Origin of the sequence: Streptomyces sp. NPDC052687 (assembly GCF_040678395.1) — a bacterium.
In the GTDB taxonomy this organism is placed as follows: Bacteria; Actinomycetota; Actinomycetes; order Streptomycetales; family Streptomycetaceae; genus Streptomyces.
Genome location: NZ_JBFATR010000016.1, coordinates 59,360 through 80,980, shown reverse-complemented (window position 1 = coordinate 80,980; position 21,621 = coordinate 59,360). Strand labels below are relative to the sequence as shown.

Sequence of the window (21,621 nt, the reverse complement as noted above, 5' to 3'; positions counted from 1 at the left end):
CGGGTGTCCTCAGATGTTGCGGAAGCGGTTGATGGCGTCGATGTGCCGGGCGCGCATCTCCTCGTCGCGGACGCCCAGGCCCTCCTCGGGCGCCAGGCACAGAACGCCGACCTTGCCCTGGTGCAGGTTGCGGTGGACGTCGTAGGCGGCCTGGCCGGTCTCCTCCAGGCGGTACGTCTTCGACAGCGTGGGGTGGATCTTGCCCTTGGCGATGAGGCGGTTGGCCTCGTAGGCCTCGCGGTAGTTGGCGAAGTGCGAGCCGATGATCCGCTTCAGCGACATCCACAGGTAGCGGTTGTCGTACTCGTGCATGTAGCCCGAGGTCGAGGCGCAGGTGGTGATGGTGCCGCCCTTGCGGGTGACGTAGACGGACGCGCCGAAGGTCTCGCGGCCGGGGTGCTCGAAGACGATGTCGATGTCCTCGCCGCCGGTGAGTTCGCGGATGCGCTTGCCGAAGCGCTTCCACTCCTTGGGGTCCTGGGTGTGCTCGTCCTTCCAGAACCTGTAGCCCTCGGCGTTGCGGTCGATGACGTGCTCGGCGCCCATCTTCCGGCAGATCTCGGCCTTCTCCGGGGAGGAGACGACACAGATCGGGGTGGCGCCGCCGGCCAGGGCGAACTGGGTGGCGTAGGAGCCGAGGCCGCCGCTCGCGCCCCAGATCAGGACGTTGTCGCCCTGCTTCATCGCGGCGCCGTTGCGGGAGACCAGCTGCCGGTAGGCGGTGGAGTTGACCAGGCCGGGGGCGGCGGCCTCCTCCCAGGTGAGGTGCTTCGGCTTCGGCATCAGCTGGTTGGTCTTCACCAGCGCGATCTCGGCGAGGCCGCCGAAGTTGGTCTCGAAGCCCCAGATGCGCTGCTCGGGGTCGAGCATCGTGTCGTCGTGGCCGTCGGGGGACTCCAGCTCGACGCTCAGACAGTGCGCGACGACCTCGTCGCCGGGCTTCCAGGCGTTGACGCCGGGACCGGTGCGCAGGACGACGCCCGCGAGGTCCGAGCCGATGATGTGGTACGGCAGGTCGTGCCGCTTGGTCAGCGGTGACAGCTTGCCGTAGCGCTCCAGGAAGGCGAACGTGGACACCGGCTCGAAGATCGAGGTCCACACCGAGTTGTAGTTGACCGAGGAGGCCATGACGGCCACCAGGGCCTCGCCCGGGCCGAGTTCCGGAACCGGCACCTCGTCCAGGTGGATGGACTTGCGCGGGTCCTTGTCGCGGGTCTGCAGGCCCGCGAACATCTCGACCTCGTCCTTGTGGACGGTGATCGCGCGGTACGACTCGGGGAGCGGCAGGTTGGCGAAGTCGGCCGAGCCGGCCTCGCGGGACTGGATCGCGTCCAGGATGTCCTTCACGGTCACGGTGTTGCCTCCGGCGATGAGCGCCCTCGAGGGAAGGGCGCTGAGGGTTACGTCGGTGCTGCTGAGGGGTGAGGGTTTTCGGGGTGCCGTCGGTTCGGCGGGTGGTGCTTCGGCAGCGCTTTGTGGCGCGGGAGGGTGCCTGTGACGCAGGCGTCCGGGCGCGCGGGCCATGGGCTCGCGGGGACAGTCGCCGCACTGTGATCGGGTGCGCCGGCCGCCCGGACGACATCAACGTATGGCACGCCGTGTCAGGTGACAAGGCACTGGGTGCCAGAAGTTGCTCTCAAATGAATTCTTTACCCGACAGATGAGCGATGATCGATCGAACGGGGTCTACGGGAGGGGTGAAAAGGGGCTCTGACATGCCAAAACGGCCACCCCGTGGGGTGGCCGTCATCACATCGGTGCGCGCGGGTCGGCGCGGCGGTCAGCGCTCCTTCAGCGCCTCCTCGATAGTCCGCATGACCTCTTCCAGCGGCGCGTCGGTGCGCGCCACGGTCACCAGGACCTCGCCGTGCGCGGAGGCCGTCGCCGCGGGCGGCCGCGGGGCCGTGGTGCGGCCCGCCATGATCCCGGTGCCGAAGGTCTTGCGGACGATCGCGAAGGCGTGGTCGAGCTGGGCCTCCACGTCGCCCTGGCCGCCCGCCCTCAGCCAGCGCCGCAGGACGTGGTTGTGCGCGGTGACCACCGCGGACGCGGCGACCTCCGCCAGCAGCGGATCGTCGTTGGCGTCGTCGTCGTGCGCGTGCTCGTCGAAGTGGCCGAGGAGATAGCGGGTGAACAGGCGCTCGTAGCGGGCCACCGACGCGATCTCCGCCTCGCGCAGGGTGGGTACCTCGCGCGTCAGCTTGTAGCGGGCGACCGAGATCTCCGGCCGGGCCGCGTACATCTTCATCACTTCCTTGATCCCGCGGCACACCGTGTCGAGCGGGTGCTCGTGCGCGGGGGCGGCGTTGAGCACCGCCTCGGCGCGGATCAGGGTGTCGTCGTGGTCCGGGAAGATCGCCTCTTCCTTGGACCGGAAGTGCCGGAAGAAGGTGCGGCGGGCGACCCCGGCCGCGGCCGCGATCTCGTCGACGGTGGTCGCCTCATACCCCTTGGTCGCGAACAGTTCCATCGCCGCGGCCGCCAGTTCTCGGCGCATTTTCAGCCGCTGGGCGGCGGCGCGACTGCCTGCGGCACTTTCCGGCGCGTCGGGCGTGGCTGGTGTACGGGAGGACTTGGCGGGCTGGGACATGACCCGAACGTACTGCATGTGCGGAGCCTTCTGCGCAGGTCCGGGGTTTCCCCCGCCCGCGCAGGGCGGGGGAGTCCGAGCCGGCGGGGGCGGGGCGGGCCGCTCGGGACCGAGCAGCCCGCCCCAGTCCGCACCCGCCTGGAACCGGTCGCCGGACCGCTCAGCGCCGGGCATGTTCGCGGAAGCCGCGGCCCGTCTTGCGGCCGAGGCAGCCCGCGGCCACCAGGTGCTCCAGGAGCGGCGCGGGGGCCAGGCCGGGCTCGCGGAACTCCCGGTGCAGGACCCGCTCGATGGCCAGCGAGACATCCAGCCCGACCACGTCCAGCAGCTCGAACGGGCCCATCGGGTAGCCGCCGCCCAGCTTCATCGCGGCGTCGATGTCGTCCAGCGAGGCGTAGTGGTCCTGGACCATCTTGATCGCGTTGTTCAGGTACGGGAACAGCAGCGCGTTCACGATGAACCCGGCCCGGTCCCCGCAGTCCACCGCGTGCTTGCGGATCCTGACGCACACCTCGCGGACCGTGGCGTGGACGTCGTCCGCGGTCAGCACCGTGCGGACCACCTCGACCAGCTTCATCGCCGGAGCGGGGTTGAAGAAGTGCATGCCGATCACGTCCTGCGGGCGCGAGGTGGCGCGGGCGCAGGCGACGACGGGCAGCGACGAGGTGGTGGTGGCCAGGATCGCGCCCGGCTTGCAGACCTTGTCCAGCGCGGTGAACAGCTGCCGCTTCACCTCCAGGTCCTCGGCGACCGCCTCGACGGCCAGGTCGACGTCGGCGAAGGCGTCGTAGGAGCCCGCCGGGACGATCCGCTCCAGGGCGGCGGCGGCCGCCTCCGCGGTGATCCGGCCCTTGTCCACCGAGCGGGCCAGCGACTTCCCGATCCGGGCCTTGGCGGCCGCGGCCTTCTCCTCGCTGCGCGCGGCGAGCACGACCTCGTGGCCCGCCTTGGCGAACACCTCGGCGATCCCGGACGCCATGGTCCCGGAGCCCGCCACGCCGACCGAGCGGACCGGACGGCCGGGGACCGCCGGACCGCCCTCCAGCGGCGTCAGCGCGTCCCGCACGACGGCGGCGCTGCCCGGCGCCTCGTAGGTGTAGAAGCCGCGGCCCGCCTTGCGGCCGGTCAGGCCCGCCTCGCTGAGCTGCCGCAGGATCGGCGCGGGGGCGTGCAGCCGGTCCTGGGACTCGGCGTACATCGCCTCCAGGACCGTGCGGGCGGTGTCGATGCCGATCAGGTCCAGCAGCTCCAGCGGGCCCATGGGCAGCCCGCAGCCCAGCTTCATCGCGGCGTCGATGTCCTCACGGGAGGCGTACTTCGCCTCGTACATCGCGGCGGCCTGGTTGAGGTAGCCGAACAGCAGGCCGTCGGCGACGAAACCGGGCCGGTCGCCGACCGCGACGGGCTCCTTGCCGAGGTCCAGGGCGAGATCGGTCACCGCGGTGACGGCCGCCGGCGCGGTCAGCACCGAGGAGACCACCTCGACCAGCCTCATGGCCGGGGCCGGGTTGAAGAAGTGCAGGCCGACCACGCGCTCCGGGAGGGCCGACTCGGCGGCCAGCCGGGTCACCGACAGCGCGTTGGTGCCGGTGGCGAGGATCGTTTCGGGCCGCACGACGGCGTCCAGTTCACGGAAGATCTGCTGCTTGATCTCGTACGACTCCGGCGCCACCTCGATGACCAGGTCGGCGTCTGCCGCGGCCCGCAGGTCGGTGGAGGTGCGGATCCGGGCGAGGGCGTCCGCGCGCTCCTGCTCGGTGAGCTTCCCGCGGTCGACCGCGCGGGCGGTGGAGGCCTCCAGGGCGGCGACACAGCGCGCCGCCTGGGCCTCGCTGATGTCGATGCCGACGACCGTGCGGCCGGCCTTGGCGAGCACCTCGGCGATACCGGTGCCCATGGTGCCGAGGCCCACCACGGCGACGGTCTGGAGCGGGGACAGGGAACTGTCGGACAGGGGAGCGGCCATCGCGGGACTCCAGGAATGAGGGTGACGACGGGAGGCACGCGCCCGGGTGCGCCGCAACGGCGCACACCGGGTGCGTGAAAGAGGTGCTCGATGCGGGTGGTGCCGGGCTGCGAGCGCACACGCCCGGTGCCGGTCGCCGCGGACGCGCACAACGTCCGCGCTACGGCGGTGAACCGACCGGCCCTGTCCCGTGGCCGAGTCGTACCGAGGTACGTACGGAAAGACGTACCGAACCGACTTGCCCCACTGCCCTGAGGGCGTGGGAAGTGCTCCCGCTCGCGGCGGCCGCGTCACCAGACCGTCACGAGAGGATGCGAGTGGGTAACTCGCTCGTCTGAGCTTAACCGGCGGGTAACGAGCGCGCCAGTCCCTCGTCCTTGTGACATGGATCCCTCATCGGCTCCCCCACCCGCCTGATCGCCCCTACCCTCGCCTCATGGATGTCAGCGACGAAGCGTCACGCACGCTCACCGAACGCTTACGGCAGGAGTCCGGAGCCTCGCCGGCGTACGAGCATCTGCTGGCGACCGAGGACCACGAGGAACTCGCGGAGGTGCTGACCGCCCCCGGACAGCCCCTGTGGGCCCGCGAACTGGCCGCCTTCCGGCTGGGCGTGGCCGGGGACCGCCGCGCCTTCGAGGCCCTGGTCCTGCTCCTCAACCACCGAGACCCGCCCCGCTGCGCCGCCGCCGCCCACGCGCTCGCCCGGCTCGCCGACCCCCGCACCGCCCGCGCGGCGGCCGCCCTCGCCACCAACGAACTCCGCGTGGCCTACGCCCTGCACCCCGTCCGCCTCCTGGTCGAGCTGCGGGCGCCGGAATCCGTGCCCGCGCTCATCACCACGCTGCAACGCCGGCTGCGCCCGCACGACCCCTACCGCCGGGTCGCCCTCGCCTGCGTCGAGGGCCTGGGCGCCCTCGCCGACCCGCGGGCCCGGCCCGTCCTCAACGAGGCCCTGGCCCACCCGCCCCTGGCCGAGGCCGCGGTGCGCGCCCTGGCCCGGATCCCCCGGCAGCGATGACCCGCCCGTGACCCGCCCGTCACACCGTCAGCCGGCGGACGTACCGCACCTCCGGCACCGCCACGCCGTCCGCCTCGAACGGCTCCTTCGCGCCGTCCGCCCGGAACCCGGCCCGCTCGTAGAACCGGCGGGCGGCGGCGTTCCCCTCGAGCACCCACAGGAACACGCGCGGATGCCCGGCGGCCGCGCAGGCGCGCACCGACGTGTCGAGGAGCGCGCGGCCGATGCCGTGGCCGCGCAGCGCGGGGTCCACGTAGAGCGCGTACAGCTCGGCGTCGGCCGTGCGGCGCTCACCGTCGCGATACGGCCCGTGGCATCCCCAGCCGACGACCCGGCCGTCCCGTTCGGCGACCAGTTCGAGCCCTGAGCCGGCCTCCTGGGTGAGGCGGGCGAGGCGGGCGCGGTGGCGGTCGGCGTCCCGGTCCACGTCCAGTGCGTCGAGGTACGAGTCGGGGACGATCCCCCGGTAGGCGGTCCGCCACCCGCCGATCCGGATCCGCGCCACGGCGTCGCAGTCGGCGGGCACCATCTCCCGGACGAGGACGTCCGTCACGCCGCGACCACGGCGAAGGCCTCGATCTCCATCAGGAACTCGGGCCTCACCAGCGCGGCGACCTGGACGGCGGAGGCGGCCGGCAGGCGGTCGTCGGGTATGTGCTCGGCGCGGGCCGCGCGGATCGCGGGCAGGTGGGCCATGTCCGTGACGAAGTAGGTCAGTTTGACGACGTCGTCGAAGGTCGCCCCGGCGGCGGCCAGGCACCGCCGGAGGTTCTCGAACACCTGGCGGGCCTGGGCGGCCGGGTCGCCCTCGCCGACGAGGCCGCCGTCCTCGTCCAGCGGGAGCTGGCCCGAGATCGCCACGAAGCGGCCGGTGCCCATGACGACGTGGGAGTACTGCGCGGCGGGGGCGACGCCGTCGGGGGCGGGGATCCTGGTCGGTTCGGTCATGCACCCATGGTGGACCATGGGTCTGACATCGCCCCCGACGGGGTGTCAGCTCACGTGCCCCGCACCGGACGTGTGCGCGTCACGTGCGGCTGCCGCGCGGGCCGGGCCGGGTCGGCTCAAGGCCCTCAGGGCCGGAAGCCGATCAGGCGGTGAAGGGCCGCCCCCGACGTCGCCATGGCCCTCTCGGCGGGCAGCGGCTCCGGCTCCGGCAGCGCCGCGCACACCGCGTCCGCCCCGCCGTCCCCGACACCATCGTCGCCGTCGCCATCGCCGCGCGGGACCGTGCCGTCGGTGAGATACGCCACCAGGTGCCGGTCCAGGCACGCGTTGCCGCTCAGCGTGATGCCGTGGTTCCCGCCGCCGTCCTCGACCACCAGACGGGAGCCGCGCAGCAGCCGGTGGAGCCTGGCGGCGCCCCGGTACGGGGTGGCCGCGTCCCCGGTCGCCTGGAACAGCAGCACCGGGGGCAGCCGGTCGTTGGCCACGCGCACCGGCCGCTCCGCGCCGACCGGCCAGAACGCGCACGGCGCGTTGTACCAGGCGTTGTTCCAGGTCATGAACGGCGCCTCGGCGTGCACCGCCCAGTTGTCCGCGCGCCACCGCCGCCAGTCGCGCGGCCAGCGGGCGTCCCGGCACTGCACGGAGACGTAGACGCTGTAGGTGTTCTCGCCGGCGGCGTCCACCGCGCCGAACTCCTCGTACGCCTCGACGAGGGCTTCGGTGTCCTGGTCGTTGACGTACGCCGCGAAGGCCTCGGCGAGGAACGGCCAGTAGCCGTGGTGATAGCCGCCGGGCAGGAAGGTGTCCTCCAGCTCGGCGGCCCCGACCGTGCCGCCCGCGGGCCTGCTCGCCAGCGCCGCCCGCATCGCGTACCAGGTTTCCTCCACCTTCTCGGGGTCGGTGCCGAGCCGGTACGTCCGGTCGTGCCGGGCCACCCAGGCCAGGAACGCGCGGTGGCGGTCGTTGAAGGCGCGATCCTGGGTGAGGTTGTTCTCGTACCAGACCCCGGTCGGGTCGACGACCGAGTCGAGGACCGCGCGGCGCACCCGCTGCGGGTACAGCCGGGCGTAGACCGCGCCGAGGTAGGTGCCGTACGAGTAGCCGAAGTAGGAGATCCGCTCGGCGCCCAGCGCCCGGCGGATGCGGTCGACGTCCCGCGCGGCGGCGACGGTGTGCAGGTGCGGCAGCACGTCCGCGTACTTCCTGCCGCAGGCCTGCGCGAAGGACCTGGCGCGCGTGAGGCCCGCGGCCTCGACGGTGGGCGTGCCCGGTACGGAGTCCGGCCGCACCGGGGCGAAGTGGCCGGGCGCGCAGTTCAGGGCGGGCTCGCTCCGGCCCACGCCGCGCGGGTCGAAGCCGATCACGTCGTACTGCGCGGCGACCGCCTCGGGCAGCGCGGAGGCGACGAATCCGGCGAGGGTGAGACCGCTGCCGCCGGGGCCGCCGGGATTGACCAGCAGCGGTCCCTGGTACGTCTCGGCGGTGTGCGGCACGCGGGACAGCGCCAGCGTGATCTGCCGCCCGTCCGGGGTCGCGTGGTCCAGCGGCACCTTCAGGGACGCGCACTCGAGGGTCGGGTAGGCGGCGGTGGCGCACTTCGTCCAGGCGAGCGGCGCGGCCGGGGCGGGAACCGGGCGGGGGGTGCCCGCCCGGGCGGGGGCAGCCGTGAGTGTTCCGGCCGCGACGACGGCGGCACCGCACAGCACGGCCGCGCGCCGGGTCAACGAGTCCATGGAGTCCTCCCGGGACGGAGGTTTCCGGACCGCGAGGATCACGGCCCTCGCGGGATCGTCCCGGCAGCGGCATCCGGAAGAACATGTTGGGGCAAGAATTGACCCGATCGAGCCGCTACATGCGCCCCGATGCGCTCACAGCAGCGTGAGTTGGGTCGGTTCCGAAGGGGCCGCCGGTGCCGGCTCGGCCTGGCGGATCCGGCGCGCCGTCCCCGCCCGCGCGGGACCGATGCCGTACTCCTGGGCCAGCTCGTGGACCTGGCGGGTGACGCGGCGCTGGTACCACTTCGGGGCGTAGGCGCCGTCCGCGTACAGCCGCTCGTAGCGGCGCACCAGGTACGGGTGCTCGCGCGCCAGCCACGCCATGAACCATTCCCGGGCGCCGGGCCGCAGATGCAGCACCAGGGGTGTCACGGAGGTGGCCCCGGCGGCGGCGATGGCCCGCACGGTGGCCCGCAGCTGCGCCGGATCGTCGCTCAGGAACGGGATCACCGGCGCCATCAGCACCCCGCAGCCGATCCCGTGCTCCCCGAGGACGCGGACGACGTCCAGCCGCCGCTCGGGCGCCGGGGTGCCGGGCTCCACGGTGCGCCACAGGGCGGGATCGGTGAAGCCGACCGAGACGTTGACGCCGACGTCCGTCACCCGCGCGGCCTGCGTCAGCAGGTCCAGGTCCCGCAGGACCAGGGTGCCCTTGGTCAGGATCGAGAAGGGGTTCGCGTGGTCGCGCAGGGCGGCGAGGATGCCCGGCATCAGCCGGTAGCGGCCCTCCGCGCGCTGGTAGCAGTCGACATTGGTGCCCATCGCGATGTGGTCGCCCTGCCAGCGCCGTGAGGCGAGCTGGCGGCGCAGCAGCTCGGGGGCGTTCACCTTCACCACGATCTGGGTGTCGAAGCCCAGGCCCGTGTCGAGGTCCAGGTAGCTGTGCGTCTTGCGGGCGAAGCAGTAGACGCACGCGTGCGAGCACCCGCGGTAGGGGTTCACCGTCCACTCGAACGGCATGCGGGAGGCCCCGGGCACCCGGTTGAGGATCGAGCGGGCCCGCACCTCGTGGAAGGTGATCCCGCGGAACTCCGGGGTGTCGGAACTGCTCCCCAAGACACATCATAGCCAGTACGCTAGGCGCATGACGACCCACCGCAAGCGGGCAAGTCTGTACGCCCGCCTGTCCGTTGCTGCCGACGCTGAGAACCTGTCCCTTGAGGGCATGGTGGAAGACATGCGCGCACTCTGTGCCCGCGAAGGACTGGAGGAGGTAGCCCTCCACATCGACGATGGTAAGTCGGGCGGACGTCGCGACCGGGACGAATTCCAAGCCTGGCTGAACGACGCCCGCACGGGCTTCTGTGACGTCCTGGTCAACCCCGTGACCGACCGGCTCACCCGCGAGGGGCTGAACGTCGCAGCGACCATCCTGGACGTCGTGGAGGGCAAGGACCCGGCGACCGGGAAGCTCGCTCACCCGCCCGTGAGGCTGATCGACTGCAACGGACTGGACAGCGCCCACGGCGATGCCTTCCGGTTCCGCTTCGTCATCCAGGCAGAGGTGGGTCGGGCCGAACGCGAGCGCATCCGTCAGCGCTCACGCAACCGGGCACGCAACCTCCGTCGTGCCGGCCGGTGGGGCGGAGGGACCCCGCCCTTCGGCTATCGAGCCGTCCCCAACCCCAACGGAGCGGGCTGGGTGCTGGAGATAGAGCCGGAGGAGGCGCAGGCCATTCGCGAAGCTGTTGAAGCTCTGCTGAAGACGCCACCGGACCCGCTGACTCGCGTTGTCCGCCGCCTGAACCACCAGGGCGTGGCTCCTCGTCGGGCCAAGGCATGGTCCCGGGTGACGCTGCGCAAGGTACTTACGGGGGATCACATCCTCGGCCGCGTCACCCAGAACGGGCGTTTGCTGCGCGACGAGGAGGGTGAAATCCTCGCCCCTTTCCCCGCCGTTCTCACGGTAAGCCAGGTGTCGGCGCTGCGCTCCAGGCTCGCCCCGAACGGAACAGCACCGAAAGGCGGAGGACACCCCGCCCGGGTGCTTTCGGGACTTCTGACGTGTCATTCCTGCTTGGGTGACCTGATCGTCCACCACGCCGCAGCTCGAACGCGCGACGGCAAGGAAAAGGCCCCTGATAGGCCGCCCAAAATCATGTATCGCTGCAACACCCGGAGTCAGGGAGGTGTGTGCGAAAAGCCCGTCACGGTTACCGCGGGTCCCATTGAGGATTACATCGTCGGCCTTTATCTAGGCACCGTTGGGCACATGCCCATGTATAAGGAGAAGACGATCGTTTCCGGGCTGGAAGAACTCGCCATGATTGAGGAAGAGATTAAGGATGCTCTGGCGGACCTGGCCACGGCAGCGGACGCCGCGACGTTTGCCAGGCTCCAGCGACTCCAGGCACGGCAACAGGAGTTGTCCGGCATGGATACCGGCAGGCGGACGGAGATGGTGCCTACCGGGCAGACAATGGCGGAGTACTGGGAGAGCGCTATGGTCGACGACCGCCGGGACCTGCTCGCCGACGCCTTTGAGGAGTTGGTCGTCGGTCCGGGGCGCAGGGGGCCGAAGGGGTTCGATCCGGATCGGCTGTCCTACCGGTGGGCGGAGCAAGAGCAGTACGAGGACTGACGCCAGATGCCGAGGCATCGAGCGCTCCGCGGCTAGCCACTTCATAACGGATCGGTAACAGTGACGCGGGTCCCGGAGCCGCACCTCCGGGTTCTCCGCGTCCTCGTCGACCGCCTGCGGGGTTCCTCGCCGACGTCGAGCGGCGTCCTCTCATCCACAGGGCGCCTGTGGATAACTCCAGAGAGTCACGAGTGACGCCAAGAGGTCACGCATAGTGGCTACTTAGGTCATTTCTCTAGCCAAAGTGTCAAACTAACTAGTGTTTTCAAGTCCCTCTTAACGTGTTAAGGGTCGACCTGAAAAGGGGGGTTAGTTTGGCAGTTTGCGCACCCCCTGCCGGAGGACGCTACCAAGATCATCTGCGCGTCACGCGAACCCCATAACCATAGTAGGAGGGGAGGACGTGGCGGCCGTAGCGTGTAGCGTGCGGCCCGCTCCCCTCCTCGACGGCCGGCGTCGCTCCCGCGCTCCGTGGCTTTCTCCTCCCACGTTGCAGCGTGGTTGAGCGCCCGGCCGTCCTCGACGTCACATCGTCTGCGGTTTCCCCCATAACGAATGTGTGGGACCGCGAGCGTCCCGAGCGACTTGGGAGGCTTCATGGACGACGTGATCAGACCGTCATGCAACGACCCGCAGTGCCCCGAGCCCGGCATCATCGCCGGGTGGTGCCCGGGTCACGCGCTTCAGCGGTACCGGCAACAGGCCATTCGGCCGACACCTGAGCGGTACCTGACCGGCAAGCGACGGCCAGGGGACCAAGAGGGCCGGATCCGGCGCTCCGCATGGAGCAGAAGCAGTAGCGACCGGCGGTCGCAGTAGGTTTCCCGTCGACGTCCAGGGGACGGACGACGGGGAGGGTGCGCGCGGAGACGCAGGCGGCCCGCATGGATGGAGTGGCGAGCGTTTGCCCGTTCGATTCGGGCGTCCGTCTGGCAACGGTGTGGGGTTCGATTCCCCTTGACCATGGTGGCGAAAAGGTAGGGCCGCGTGCCCGATGATCCGCGCAGGTCGGTTCGACTCCGGCCCCATTCACGACGGTGAGGAGGACGCCGGGCGGCTGAGTCTCTGACGCACTCAGCACGCCGAACTTCCGCCGGCCCCGCGGCTATCGTCAGCTCTCCTGCGGGATGCCCGGCGTAACCTCAGACGAGCCGGAACAACGGGGATGGCGGCATGTCCGTTTGGTCCGCCGGCTCGTCACACGCCTAGCTAGCTCAGTCGGTAGAGCGCCGGTTTCATACGCCGGAGGTCGGTGGTTCGAATCCATCGCTTGGCACTGCTGTACCGCGAGGCGCCGGGAACGGGGCTACTTGCCGCGGACAGAGGACGTGGCTTCGGTGCTGCCACCGTGGCGCGACGGCCGACACCCGGGCCTAACGGTCCGGACGAGGTCCCGTAGCTCAGTTGGACAGAGCACCGCACTACGGATGCGGGTGTCGGAGGTTCGAGTCCTCCCGGGTCCACAGGGGGCGTCCCGTGCGCGACTGCGCAGCGCGCGCCCAGAGGTGGCCACGATCCGCGAGAGCGGGGAGCCACGCTGTCCGACGGCGGGACCCGGGCAGCACAACCCTGGAGCGCTGGGACGCAATCGGGCCTGTAAAGCCTGCGCCGGGAACGGCTAGCGTGGTTCGATTCCACGGCCAGGGACGAGGCGACAGGGCCTCTCTGCTCGCGAGAGAGTTCCCACCGGGCGCTGATCGGCCCGGCCCCTGCCGTTCTGCCCCCGTAGCTCAGTGGCCGGAGCACCCGCGTTGTAAGCGGGAAGTCGCGCGTTCGACTCGCGCCGGGGGCTCTCAGTCCAGCGGTACCCGGTACTCGACGGCCCACGTGCCAGCGTCACCGGCCTCGACGAGCTTCAGCTCCACCTTCGGGAGGACGCGGCCGATATCTCCCTCTGCCAGCCCGTGACGTTTCCGCAACTCCTCCAGGAGTTCGCGCGGGACTTCGACGGATCCCTTCAACATCGCCCGCGGCTCATGGCGGGCGCGGACGAAGGTTCCCTTCCCGCGCCGGACGTCGACGAGTCCTTGCTCACGGAGGACAGAGAGAGCGCGGCGCGCGGTCATCCGTGCGACGCCGTAGCGCTTCATGAGCGCATTCTCTCCGGGCACCTCAGCCCCTTCCGCGAGCTGACCCTCGACGATCTCCTTGCGCAGGTCGTCGGCGATGCGCGCGTATTTGGTTCCGTGGTCACCACTGGCCATGGGATGAGCGTAACGGCAGTCTCCGGGACGTCGGGTCCTGCCTTATCAAAGACCCTGACGGGTCTCCGTAGCTCAGTCGGTAGAGCGCCGTCCTCGTAAGACGGGAGTCGCGCGTTCGAGTCGCGCCGGGGGCTCAAGTTACTCCGCTTCGGCAGCTCTACGAGCCGCGTTTGCCTTGACGGCTTCGTGGAGGCGCCGGGCCACCTCCGGAGGCACCTGAGCAATCAAGCGCTGAGCTTCAGGTGTGCCGAGGGAGGATGCCGACAGTAGGGCTTCGAACTCCTCGTCGCTGATATCCACGCAAACATCCTATGCCGGGACGTGGCCAAGAGGTAAGGCACCCGCTTTGGGAGCGGGAGATCGTGCGTTCGACCCGCACCGTCCCGACTCATCCGGCGACCGGACAGACCGGTCACAGGGCTCCGCCGGAGGCAGAGCAGACGGCGCGGCCTGCCGGACCCCTCAACAATCCGGAGGCCACATGCCACGCGTAAACATCCCAGTCATTCAGGCGACTCGCGCCGGCGTCACGCTCACTGCGACGACTGGTGACCCGGTCAACAACCACTACGTCGACAACGACGGTCAGACCGGCGTGATCGTCGAGAACACGGGCGTGACGGTGCCCCGCACGGTGACGTTCCGGATCTCCCGCACGGTCGACGGCCTGGCCGTCACTCCGCGGGCGGAGACACTGGCAGTGGGACAGAAGCAGCTCTTCGGCCCGTTCGACATCAACGAGTACGGCGGGAAGCTGCTCATCGACGTCGACCATGCGGAGCTGAAGCTCACGCCGGTCCGGATCTGAAATGAGAAAGGCCCCGTCTACCCCCCGGGGCCTTTCGTACCCCGCTTGCGCGGGGACGATTGCAAGCAGTCAGCAGGAACACCCCCGCTACGGCGGGGAAGTCGACGACATGTCGTCGTGTGCATCTGGTTCACCCCCGCTACGGCGGGGAGCACGAGGAAAACGCTAGCAGACCAACCCCGCCGCGGAGGAGAGTTCCCGCGAGCGGGGTTGACGACGTTCAGGAGGGTGCATGGCGCACATGCTGGGCGCCGCAGGCTTCGCAGGTACAGGATGCTCCCCGAGGTGCCGACGGACGCACACACCCCGTCCGAAGCACACAGCGAAGGTCATGCGGCTTCGGGAGCGTGCGGACTGGCGTCGCGACTGGGCGGACGACGTTGACTACTCGTGGTACGAGCGCAACGCCGCGAGCCTGATCGACCTGGGCCTGATTAGCTAGCTGGCAGCTCCACCACGAACGCCGGCTCACCGCTCGGGTCTTCGGTCCCGTAGTAGCCGACGGTCCCGCCCTTGCGGGCGACGTCGAGGATGAGCGTGCCGGTGACGGACTGCCCCGGCTTGTAGGTCGTGTCCAGCTCCGGACCCTCACCGACGCCTTCAAGCGTCGTCGCGTCCTGCGCGGCTGTCTGCTGGTCCTCCCACCGCATCATCCCGTACGTCATGATCTCCGCGGGTGCCTTGCCGACGTTCTTCAGCGTGAGCTTCAGCTCGACGTACTGACCGTGCTCCGGCTCATTGGTCGTGTCGACCTCCGCCGGCGTCACGTAGCGGGCGCTCTCGACGCTGACGGACATCTGAGTCGTCACCTTCGGGTTCTCTCCGTACTCGTCGGTCTCGACGACATCCCACTTCGCCGTTTCGCCGACCTTCACGACGGGCGCAGGGGCGGAGGACGCCGCCGTTTCAAGCGGCTCCTGTGAAGGCTCCTCCGCGGGCGAATCGACTGACGCGGAGAGCGCCGGAGCGGGTCGGTCCTTGTCCGGCTCCGACGAACACCCCGTCAACAGGACGGCGGACAGGACAGCGGCCGGCATTACGGCGCGGCGAATGTAGGTGCGCACAGCGCATCCCCCCATGACTCAGTGGCCCTCCCTGGCCACACGGAGCAATCAGCGTAAAGCACAGGCGCGGGACGAGGAGACGCAATGGTGTGGGAAGGGAGCACGCGCAGATCACGTCTTCCGAAGAACTGGGCGCTCATCAGGCGCCGTGTCCTGCGCAGGGACAAGGGCGTCTGTCAGGCCCGCTTCTCTGATGGCCGGCTCTGTGGAGCAGTGGCCACAGACGTGGACCACATAGTCCCCGGGGACGACCACAGCATGGCGAACCTGCGGGCACTGTGCGGGTGGTGCCACGCCAGGAAGAGCGCGCAGGAAGGCGGCCAAGCAGCGGCCCTTACGCGCGTGCGTATGGACCGACCCAAGCCGCCACATCCTGCGTTGGATGACTAGGTAGCGGAGTCGTCCGTCAGCGGCCCCATTGCTAGAGCGCACTCCCTGAGCTGTGCCCATGCTTGACGTGCCTCGTCCTCGTCGAGCCCGAGAGGATGCAGCACAACGTCAGTGGGGTTGTCCTGTGAGGATTCCATGATGGACCAGGCCGTGAGGCTGCCCTCGTTCTGATGGGCCAGGATGAATCCTTTGCCATCAGCGCGCATGAACCACTGATCGGGTTCCCAGTTCGGCATGTCCAGAGTCTACGGACGCGCCCATGATCATGGAGGTGTGTCTCTATGAGCGGTGCCCATGTGGTGCTGGAGGAGGCAGACGACACGGGCGAGAGCGGCGTTAGCGTGACGCGAGTGCTCGTTGATGGCGTTGACGTTGGTCGACTCGCGAAGGCGCCGAAGATCGACGTCGGTCAAGACGGACACTGCACGACGATCACCCTCACGCTCGTCCCCAGCCGCCTGGAGATCCGCGGCGAGTTGGCCGACGGAGAGCGTCGCGCGTCGCGCGCCGGCTTCGCAGCCAAGATCGAATAGCCCCCGGACCATGATCACCCAGGGGGGTGATCCCCGATCTTGAAATTGGAAGACCGTACAGGTGCTGGGCGTCGCGGTCTGTACGGGTCTGGGGATCCAAAACGTAACGGCTACGGGTCGCCGGCTGAGAGGCCGCGAGACGGCCGCACAGGGCTTCCTGGGGGCATCTGAGTGTCGACCTAGGCCGTAAGTGTTACTCGCCGCCTGTCCTGACGGGTATGAACTCCGCAGGTCAGAGGCTTGTAAGTGTTACACGCCGCATCTACAATGGAGCCATGATGAAGACCGAGCGACTGTGCGCGCACTGCGGAGGCGACATGCCGATCACCGCTCGCGCGGACGCTCGGACGTGCTCCACCCGGTGCCGCGTCGCTGCACACCGTGCGGCGAAGAAGCGGGTGATTCCGCTGGAGCTGACGTCCCGCGACAGGTGGGTACGTCGGGCCGGCGACAAGAGGCCGCTGACGACGACCGGCAGGGCCGCGTCAAGCACCGACCCTCGCACCTGGAGCACCTACAAGAACGCCGCGGAGTCCGTGGCGGGCGTCGGACTGGGTTTCGTCCTCTCCGACGTCGACGACGTGGTCTGCATCGACCTGGACCACTGCTTGAACCCGCTCACTGGGCGACTTGCCCCGTGGGCCGCAGCCATCCTCCGCGACGCGGGCGCCACCTACGTAGAGGTGTCCCCGTCCGGCGATGGACTGCACATCTGGGGCCGTGCTGACGTCCGACAGGGACGACGCATCCGACGCCCCGACGGCACGGCGGTAGAGATCTATGGGACCGGCCGGTACATCGCAATGACGGGGCGCCGGCATGGCAACGCCCCGTCGATTCTCGCGGATGTATCGACTGTCATTTCCGACCTGATCGCAGCTCCGTCCGGACTTCCCGCACGGACCTGATTGCGCTTACCAGCCTGCGACTGAGTGCGGGTACCTGATCAAGCGTGTACGCGACGACAGCGACGAAGCCGGAGACGCCGCCCAAGGCCACGGCGACCCATTCAACGGTTCCCATCCGTCATCCCCGATCCCCCTGGGGCTAGTCCGAACTGACCGCAACATGCGGCTAGTTCAGGCTAGCAAGGTATGGCCCGTGTAGGCCATAGCCGGTACGGCCTACCATCACCGTCTTGGGCTACGAGGGCATAGCCCATTCTGACTACTAGGGCATAGTCCATGCCGGTCAACCGGCACTCAGTGATCATCAATGCATCTGAAGGGAGTTGCGCATGGCTGGCCGCGGACCCGCGCCGAAGGATCCATCGAAGCGCCGTCGGCGCAACGCCACCGACCCGGAGACCGTCATCGTCAACGACGGCGCACTCCGCGGACCGGAGTTGCCAGAGGGCGTCCTCCCAGGCGACGAGGAGTGGCACCCCATGACCGTCAACTGGTGGCAGACCTGGCGCACGTCGCCGATGGCGGCCACCTTCCTCGACACCGACTGGGCGTTCCTCCTCGACGCTGCGCTGATGCACCACACAGCGTGGACTAAGGGCAAGTGGGAATTCCTGTCTGAAGTCCGGATGCGCTCCGCCAAGTTCGGCGCTACGCCCGAGGACCGAGCGCGCTTGAAGCTGAGGGTCGACGAGCCCACAGGAGCCCGCCAGACGCCCGCACAGCGCCCGGACAACGTCTCGGACATCAACTCGCGCAGAGCGCGTCTCACAGGCTAGGAGACCGCGTGCCGCACGTCACCGTGCGCGCCCCCGGTCACGATCGCTCCCGCTCGCTCGGGTGGATGGCGGTCGCATGGATGGAATTCATGGTCGTACACGGTCCTGGCGACGTCCAGGGCGAGCCGGTACGCCACGGTGACGAGTACACCGGGTTCGTGGTCGACTGCTACGCGGTCGACGACGCCGGCAAGATGCTCTATGACTCCGCGTTCTTCTCCCGCCCGAAAGGCTGCGACAAGTCGGGCCTAGGCGCCCGCATCGGCCTCTTCGAAGCCTTCGGCCCTTGCCGCTTCGACGGCTGGGCTGAGGGCGGGGAGGTCTACCGCGACCCGTGGGGGCTGGGCTTCGAGTACGTCTACGAGCCCGGTGAGCCGATGGGCCGTCCGGTGCGCGTCCCCTACCTCCGCATCATGGCGACGGAGGAAGGCCAGACCGGAAACGTATTCGACACCATCCATTTCAACCTGACCGACGAGGCGTCGCCCCTGTCGCAAATCCCGGGCGTTGACCCGGGATTGACAAAGATCAACCTTCCTGACGGTGGAGAAATCACACCGTCGACCGCCTCCAGCTCCTCGAAAGACGGCGGCAAGGAAACGTGGGTCTGTTTCGACGAAACCCACTTGTACAACACCCCGGAACTTCGCCGCATGTACGCGACGGTTACCCGTAACCTCCGCAAGCGGAAGAAGGGCGCCGGGACGTGGTACCTCGAAACAACCACGATGTTCGCCCCGGGGCAAGACTCCGTCGCTGAGCGCACCTACGAGGAAGCCGAAGCGATTCGTGAGGGAAAGAAGAAGCGTGGTCGCGCGCGACTCCTCTACGACCACCGTTACGGCGTCTGCAAGAACCTGAAAGACGAGGACGAACTCCGCGCGGCTCTCGTCGATGCGTACGGCGACGCGATGGAGTGGATGGACCTCGAAACGCTGGTCGACGATTTCTACGACCTGCGTAACGACTCCGCGGACGGCAAGCGGTACTTCCTCAACTCCCGGACCTCCTCCTCCGATGCGTGGATGGAGCCCGACGCGTGGGAGATCTGCCGCCGGCCGGAACAGCTCCAGCCCGGCGACCTCGTCACTCTCGGCTTCGACGGGTCCATCCGCGACGACGCCACGGCGCTCACAGCCTGCCGGGTGTCCGATGGTCATCTCCAGCTCCTCGGGGTCTGGGAAAAGCCCGAAGGCGCCGAAGGCGACGGCTGGCAGGTCGACCGCGAGGCGGTAGACAACTGCGTCGCTCGCGCCTTCGACCGATACGAGGTCTGTGGTTTCTACTGCGACCCACCGCACTGGCAGGACTACGTAGACAAGTGGACATCGGAATACGCCGATCAGCTCCAGATCAGCGCCACGCAGGCGCGACCGTTGGAGTGGTGGACCAACCGACCCACAGCCATGGAGCATGCACTCGACCGATTCGTAGAGGCCGTCGACGATAAGGCACTGAGTTTCGCTGGCACCGACAAGGCTGACGACGACGAGTCGGAATGGTCCAAACTCGGCGCCACGCTCACCCGTCACGTGCTGAACGCGAAGCGCCGGCCGATGGGCCGCAACCACATGGGCATCGGCAAGGAACATCCGAAGTCCCCGAAGAAGATCGACGCCGCCATGGGCGCCGTCCTAGCCTACGAATGCCGCGCCGACGCCGTGGCCGCAGGCATCACCAAACGTAAGAAGAAGTCCGGTCGCCTAGTCGCCTTCTGAGGGAGGTCCATAAGTGCCTATCGATGCATCGGTAGTCGAGTCTCCCGGATGGTGGCTCCAGCGCCTCGGTAAAAAGCTCCTCGACGAGCGAGAGGACAACACCGACGCCAGCGGCGAGAGGATCCCGGGACTCGACACCCTCCGGGACTACGCCGAAGGCCGGCCGCCGGTCCCGCACGTCCTGGGCGTCGACCCGCGGGAGGCCCGCGAGTGGATGAAGGACGCGCGCACGAACTGGACTGCGCTGGTCCTCGACAGCCCCGCAGAGCGTATGCACGTCGACGGCTTCCGCTTCGGCGACCCGGACGACGACAGCGAAGACGCCCGCAAGGCCGACAGCGAGGCGAACCGCGTTTGGCAGGAGAACAGCCTCGACGCGGATGCAGACCTCATTCACTATGGCGCTCTCTCCCAGCGACGAGCTTTCGCCCTCGTCGAGCGTGGCGAGGACGGGCGTCCGGTCATCACGCACGAGACGCCCCGCCAGGTGGCCGTGGAGCACGAGCAGGGGAGCCGGCGGAAGCTCGCCGCGGGTCTGAAGCTCTGGAGGGACGACTGGACCGGGCACACCCGGGCCACTCTTTGGACTCCGGAGCGGATCTTCGACTTCGTATCGGAGAGCGATCTCATTGAGTTCGCGGGTAACGCCGCCGAACTCCGCGGCTGGGATGCGCTCGTCCTGCCCGACTCCGACGACGGCTCCCGCCCCAATGAGTTGGGCACGGTCCCGCTCGTCCCCTTCATCAACCGCCGGAACCGTCGGCTCACCGGCTTCGCCGAACATGAGGACGTTCTGAGCATTCAGAACCGGATCAACCTGAGCCTGATCAACCTCCTGGCCGCGATGAAGTACGGCGCCTTCCGTCAGCGCTGGGCCGCGGGCCTAGAGGTCGGAGAGGACCCGGTCACCGGCAAGCCGATTGAACCCTTCCAGCTCGATATCAGGCGCTTGTGGACAACGGACGATCCCGACGTCAAGTTCGGCGAGTTCGCGGCCACGGACCTGAAGCCGTACGTTGCGGCTGTTCAGGCTGCTGTTCAGGATCTGGCAGCCATCTCCCGCACTCCGCCGCACTACCTGATCGGGGCCGTCGTCAACGTCTCCGGTGACGCCCTGAAGGCCGCAGAGACAGGCCTTATCAGCAAGGTCAGGGACCGCCAGCGCAGCTTCGGCGAGTCGTGGGAGCAGACCATGAGGTTGGCGTTCCGCGTCCTGGGCGACGAGGCGAAGGCCACGGCGTACACCGCGGAGACCCTATGGCGTGACCCGGAGTCTCGCAGCATCGCGGAGCTTGCCGACGCTGCTGTGAAGAAGTCGACCGCCGGCGTCCCGTGGCGTCAGCGCATGGAGGACATGGGCTACACCCCGGCGCAGATCGCTCGCATGGAGATCGACCGCGCGGCAGACGCCCTAAACGCGCAGACGGCGACCGATGCGGCGGCCCCAGTCCCGACATCGCTGGACGAGGCGCGCGCACGACGCGATCAACGCCCCGTGATCGGACGCGAGGAAGAGGACGATGGCGCTATCGCGGCTTGACCTCCGTTACGGCTCCGCGGTCCGCAGCGTGTGGGCGAGCGTCCTGGGACGGACTAGTTGGTCCTTCCTGGGGCTCGGTTCCTGGCGTGACGCGGACGTGCGCCGATTCCAGCGCCAGGCGCTCCCCATCATTCTCGCCGGCGAGCGGCAGATAGCGACGCTCACAGCGTCCTACCTGGAACAGCTCTACCGAGGGGAGGCCGACGAGACACATCGCGTGTCCGTCGACCTCGACGCCGTGACGGGCCGCTCCCTCCGCGGCGTGGATCCGGCGGACGTCTATGAGCGCCCCTTCAAGGAACTCCGCGCGGCACTAGCTGACGATGTGTCTCTCGACGAGGCAGTCAACCGGGGCGCACACCGCCTTGAAACCCTCGTCAAGACTGACTTGCAACTCGCCCGCACGCACACGGTGCGCGAGGTGTCGGCCGACATGCCCCGCTTCACGTACACCGTCCGTGAGCTGCAAGGAGAGTACGACTGTGCGCTGTGCATGATCGCCTCCACCCAGCGCTACCACAAGCGTGACCTGGCGCCGATCCACCCCGGATGTGACTGCCTCGTCAAGACCGTCACAGCCGACTACGACCCGGGCCAGATCATCGACGAGGAGCGCCTAGAGCGGATCCATGACCTCGTGGAAGAGGCGCTGGGCACCTTTGACCGTGGAGGCCGAGCGGTCGACTACCGCAAGATCATCGTCTCCCACGAGCACGGAGAGATTGGTCCCGTGCTCGGTTTCGCAGGGCAGCGGTTCACCGGCCCTGACGACATCAACCTTCCGACCTGACGCCCGACA

Annotated in this window: 19 protein-coding genes, 5 tRNA genes and 1 pseudogene; 15 read left to right on the top strand and 10 right to left on the bottom strand. The window is 68.9% G+C overall.

What is annotated here, in order from left to right:
• Window positions 1-9: 9 nt before the first annotated feature.
• From ccrA to AB0K92_RS16315, 3 genes are all read right to left on the bottom strand, one after another.
• Window positions 10-1,347: a crotonyl-CoA carboxylase/reductase gene (ccrA, locus tag AB0K92_RS16325; RefSeq protein WP_365923393.1), complete on the bottom strand. Its 1,338-nt coding sequence runs from the start codon at window positions 1,345-1,347 to the stop codon at window positions 10-12.
• A 433-nt stretch (window positions 1,348-1,780) separates the two neighbouring features.
• On the bottom strand, window positions 1,781-2,590 hold the full coding sequence (locus tag AB0K92_RS16320; RefSeq protein ID WP_365923320.1) for a TetR family transcriptional regulator: 810 nt from the start codon (window positions 2,588-2,590) through the stop codon (window positions 1,781-1,783).
• Window positions 2,591-2,750: 160 nt separating this feature from the next.
• Entirely contained in the window at window positions 2,751-4,556 is a 1,806-nt protein-coding gene (locus AB0K92_RS16315; protein ID WP_365923318.1) for a 3-hydroxybutyryl-CoA dehydrogenase, read from the bottom strand.
• A gap of 436 nt (window positions 4,557-4,992) precedes the next feature.
• Here AB0K92_RS16315 and AB0K92_RS16310 point away from each other — a divergent pair, with 436 nt between their 5' ends.
• Window positions 4,993-5,577 (top strand): adenylosuccinate lyase, encoded by a 585-nt coding sequence (locus tag AB0K92_RS16310; protein WP_365923316.1) that lies wholly within the window; start codon window positions 4,993-4,995, stop codon window positions 5,575-5,577.
• Window positions 5,578-5,596: 19 nt separating this feature from the next.
• On the opposite strand, the gene AB0K92_RS16305 is transcribed toward AB0K92_RS16310, so the two are convergent.
• The 4 genes and pseudogenes from AB0K92_RS16305 to AB0K92_RS16290 all read right to left on the bottom strand — a co-directional run.
• Entirely contained in the window at window positions 5,597-6,106 is a 510-nt protein-coding gene (locus AB0K92_RS16305; RefSeq protein WP_365923391.1) for a GNAT family N-acetyltransferase, read from the bottom strand.
• Between the two features lie 20 nt (window positions 6,107-6,126).
• Window positions 6,127-6,525, bottom strand: a complete 399-nt coding sequence (locus AB0K92_RS16300) for a RidA family protein (protein WP_365923314.1) — start codon at window positions 6,523-6,525, stop codon at window positions 6,127-6,129.
• A gap of 125 nt (window positions 6,526-6,650) precedes the next feature.
• Window positions 6,651-8,249 carry an alpha/beta hydrolase gene (locus tag AB0K92_RS16295; protein WP_365923389.1) on the bottom strand — a complete coding sequence of 533 codons (1,599 nt, stop codon included), beginning with the start codon at window positions 8,247-8,249 and terminating at the stop codon, window positions 6,651-6,653.
• A 144-nt stretch (window positions 8,250-8,393) separates the two neighbouring features.
• Window positions 8,394-9,341: pseudogene (locus AB0K92_RS16290) on the bottom strand (Rv2578c family radical SAM protein); the annotation flags it as partial.
• A gap of 43 nt (window positions 9,342-9,384) precedes the next feature.
• Between AB0K92_RS16290 and AB0K92_RS16285 the strand changes: the two are divergent.
• From AB0K92_RS16285 to AB0K92_RS16270, 4 genes are all read left to right on the top strand, one after another.
• Window positions 9,385-10,881: a recombinase family protein gene (locus AB0K92_RS16285; protein ID WP_365923312.1), complete on the top strand. Its 1,497-nt coding sequence runs from the start codon at window positions 9,385-9,387 to the stop codon at window positions 10,879-10,881.
• A 1,203-nt stretch (window positions 10,882-12,084) separates the two neighbouring features.
• A tRNA-Met gene (locus tag AB0K92_RS16280) sits at window positions 12,085-12,157 on the top strand.
• Between the two features lie 113 nt (window positions 12,158-12,270).
• A tRNA-Arg gene (locus AB0K92_RS16275) sits at window positions 12,271-12,344 on the top strand.
• Between the two features lie 256 nt (window positions 12,345-12,600).
• Window positions 12,601-12,673 (top strand) — tRNA-Thr (locus AB0K92_RS16270).
• Window position 12,674: 1 nt separating this feature from the next.
• Here the strand turns inward: AB0K92_RS16270 and AB0K92_RS16265 are convergent.
• Window positions 12,675-13,085, bottom strand: coding sequence for a GntR family transcriptional regulator (locus tag AB0K92_RS16265; RefSeq protein ID WP_365923310.1), 411 nt, complete (start codon window positions 13,083-13,085; stop codon window positions 12,675-12,677).
• Between the two features lie 61 nt (window positions 13,086-13,146).
• On the opposite strand from AB0K92_RS16265, the gene AB0K92_RS16260 reads away from it, so the two are divergent.
• The 3 genes from AB0K92_RS16260 to AB0K92_RS16250 all read left to right on the top strand — a co-directional run bounded on the left by AB0K92_RS16260 (window position 13,147) and on the right by AB0K92_RS16250 (window position 13,893).
• Window positions 13,147-13,219 (top strand) — tRNA-Thr (locus AB0K92_RS16260).
• 181 nt (window positions 13,220-13,400) lie between these two features.
• Window positions 13,401-13,472: transfer RNA gene (locus tag AB0K92_RS16255), tRNA-Pro, on the top strand.
• Between the two features lie 94 nt (window positions 13,473-13,566).
• Entirely contained in the window at window positions 13,567-13,893 is a 327-nt protein-coding gene (locus tag AB0K92_RS16250; protein ID WP_365923308.1) for a hypothetical protein, read from the top strand.
• A gap of 434 nt (window positions 13,894-14,327) precedes the next feature.
• On the opposite strand, the gene AB0K92_RS16245 is transcribed toward AB0K92_RS16250, so the two are convergent.
• Window positions 14,328-14,957: a DUF4352 domain-containing protein gene (locus AB0K92_RS16245; RefSeq protein ID WP_365923306.1), complete on the bottom strand. Its 630-nt coding sequence runs from the start codon at window positions 14,955-14,957 to the stop codon at window positions 14,328-14,330.
• 84 nt (window positions 14,958-15,041) lie between these two features.
• Between AB0K92_RS16245 and AB0K92_RS16240 the strand changes: the two genes are divergently transcribed.
• Window positions 15,042-15,347 (top strand): HNH endonuclease, encoded by a 306-nt coding sequence (locus AB0K92_RS16240; RefSeq protein ID WP_365923304.1) that lies wholly within the window; start codon window positions 15,042-15,044, stop codon window positions 15,345-15,347.
• Here the strand turns inward: AB0K92_RS16240 and AB0K92_RS16235 are convergent.
• Window positions 15,344-15,583, bottom strand: coding sequence for a hypothetical protein (locus AB0K92_RS16235; RefSeq protein ID WP_365923302.1), 240 nt, complete (start codon window positions 15,581-15,583; stop codon window positions 15,344-15,346). The two genes, AB0K92_RS16240 and AB0K92_RS16235, sit on opposite strands and share 4 nt — an antisense overlap.
• 45 nt (window positions 15,584-15,628) lie before the next feature.
• On the opposite strand from AB0K92_RS16235, the gene AB0K92_RS16230 reads away from it, so the two are divergent.
• The 6 genes from AB0K92_RS16230 to AB0K92_RS16205 all read left to right on the top strand — a co-directional run bounded on the left by AB0K92_RS16230 (window position 15,629) and on the right by AB0K92_RS16205 (window position 21,612).
• Window positions 15,629-15,880 carry a hypothetical protein gene (locus AB0K92_RS16230; protein ID WP_365923300.1) on the top strand — a complete coding sequence of 84 codons (252 nt, stop codon included), beginning with the start codon at window positions 15,629-15,631 and terminating at the stop codon, window positions 15,878-15,880.
• A gap of 275 nt (window positions 15,881-16,155) precedes the next feature.
• Window positions 16,156-16,788 (top strand): bifunctional DNA primase/polymerase, encoded by a 633-nt coding sequence (locus AB0K92_RS16225; RefSeq protein WP_365923298.1) that lies wholly within the window; start codon window positions 16,156-16,158, stop codon window positions 16,786-16,788.
• 329 nt (window positions 16,789-17,117) lie between these two features.
• On the top strand, window positions 17,118-17,564 hold the full coding sequence (locus AB0K92_RS16220) for a hypothetical protein (RefSeq protein ID WP_365923296.1): 447 nt from the start codon (window positions 17,118-17,120) through the stop codon (window positions 17,562-17,564).
• 8 nt (window positions 17,565-17,572) lie between these two features.
• Window positions 17,573-19,282: a terminase gene (locus AB0K92_RS16215; RefSeq protein ID WP_365923294.1), complete on the top strand. Its 1,710-nt coding sequence runs from the start codon at window positions 17,573-17,575 to the stop codon at window positions 19,280-19,282.
• Window positions 19,283-19,295: 13 nt separating this feature from the next.
• Entirely contained in the window at window positions 19,296-20,822 is a 1,527-nt protein-coding gene (locus AB0K92_RS16210) for a phage portal protein (protein ID WP_365923292.1), read from the top strand.
• A gap of 97 nt (window positions 20,823-20,919) precedes the next feature.
• A complete protein-coding gene (locus AB0K92_RS16205) occupies window positions 20,920-21,612 on the top strand; it encodes a hypothetical protein (protein ID WP_365923290.1) in 693 nt (230 codons plus the stop codon).
• Window positions 21,613-21,621: the final 9 nt, after the last annotated feature.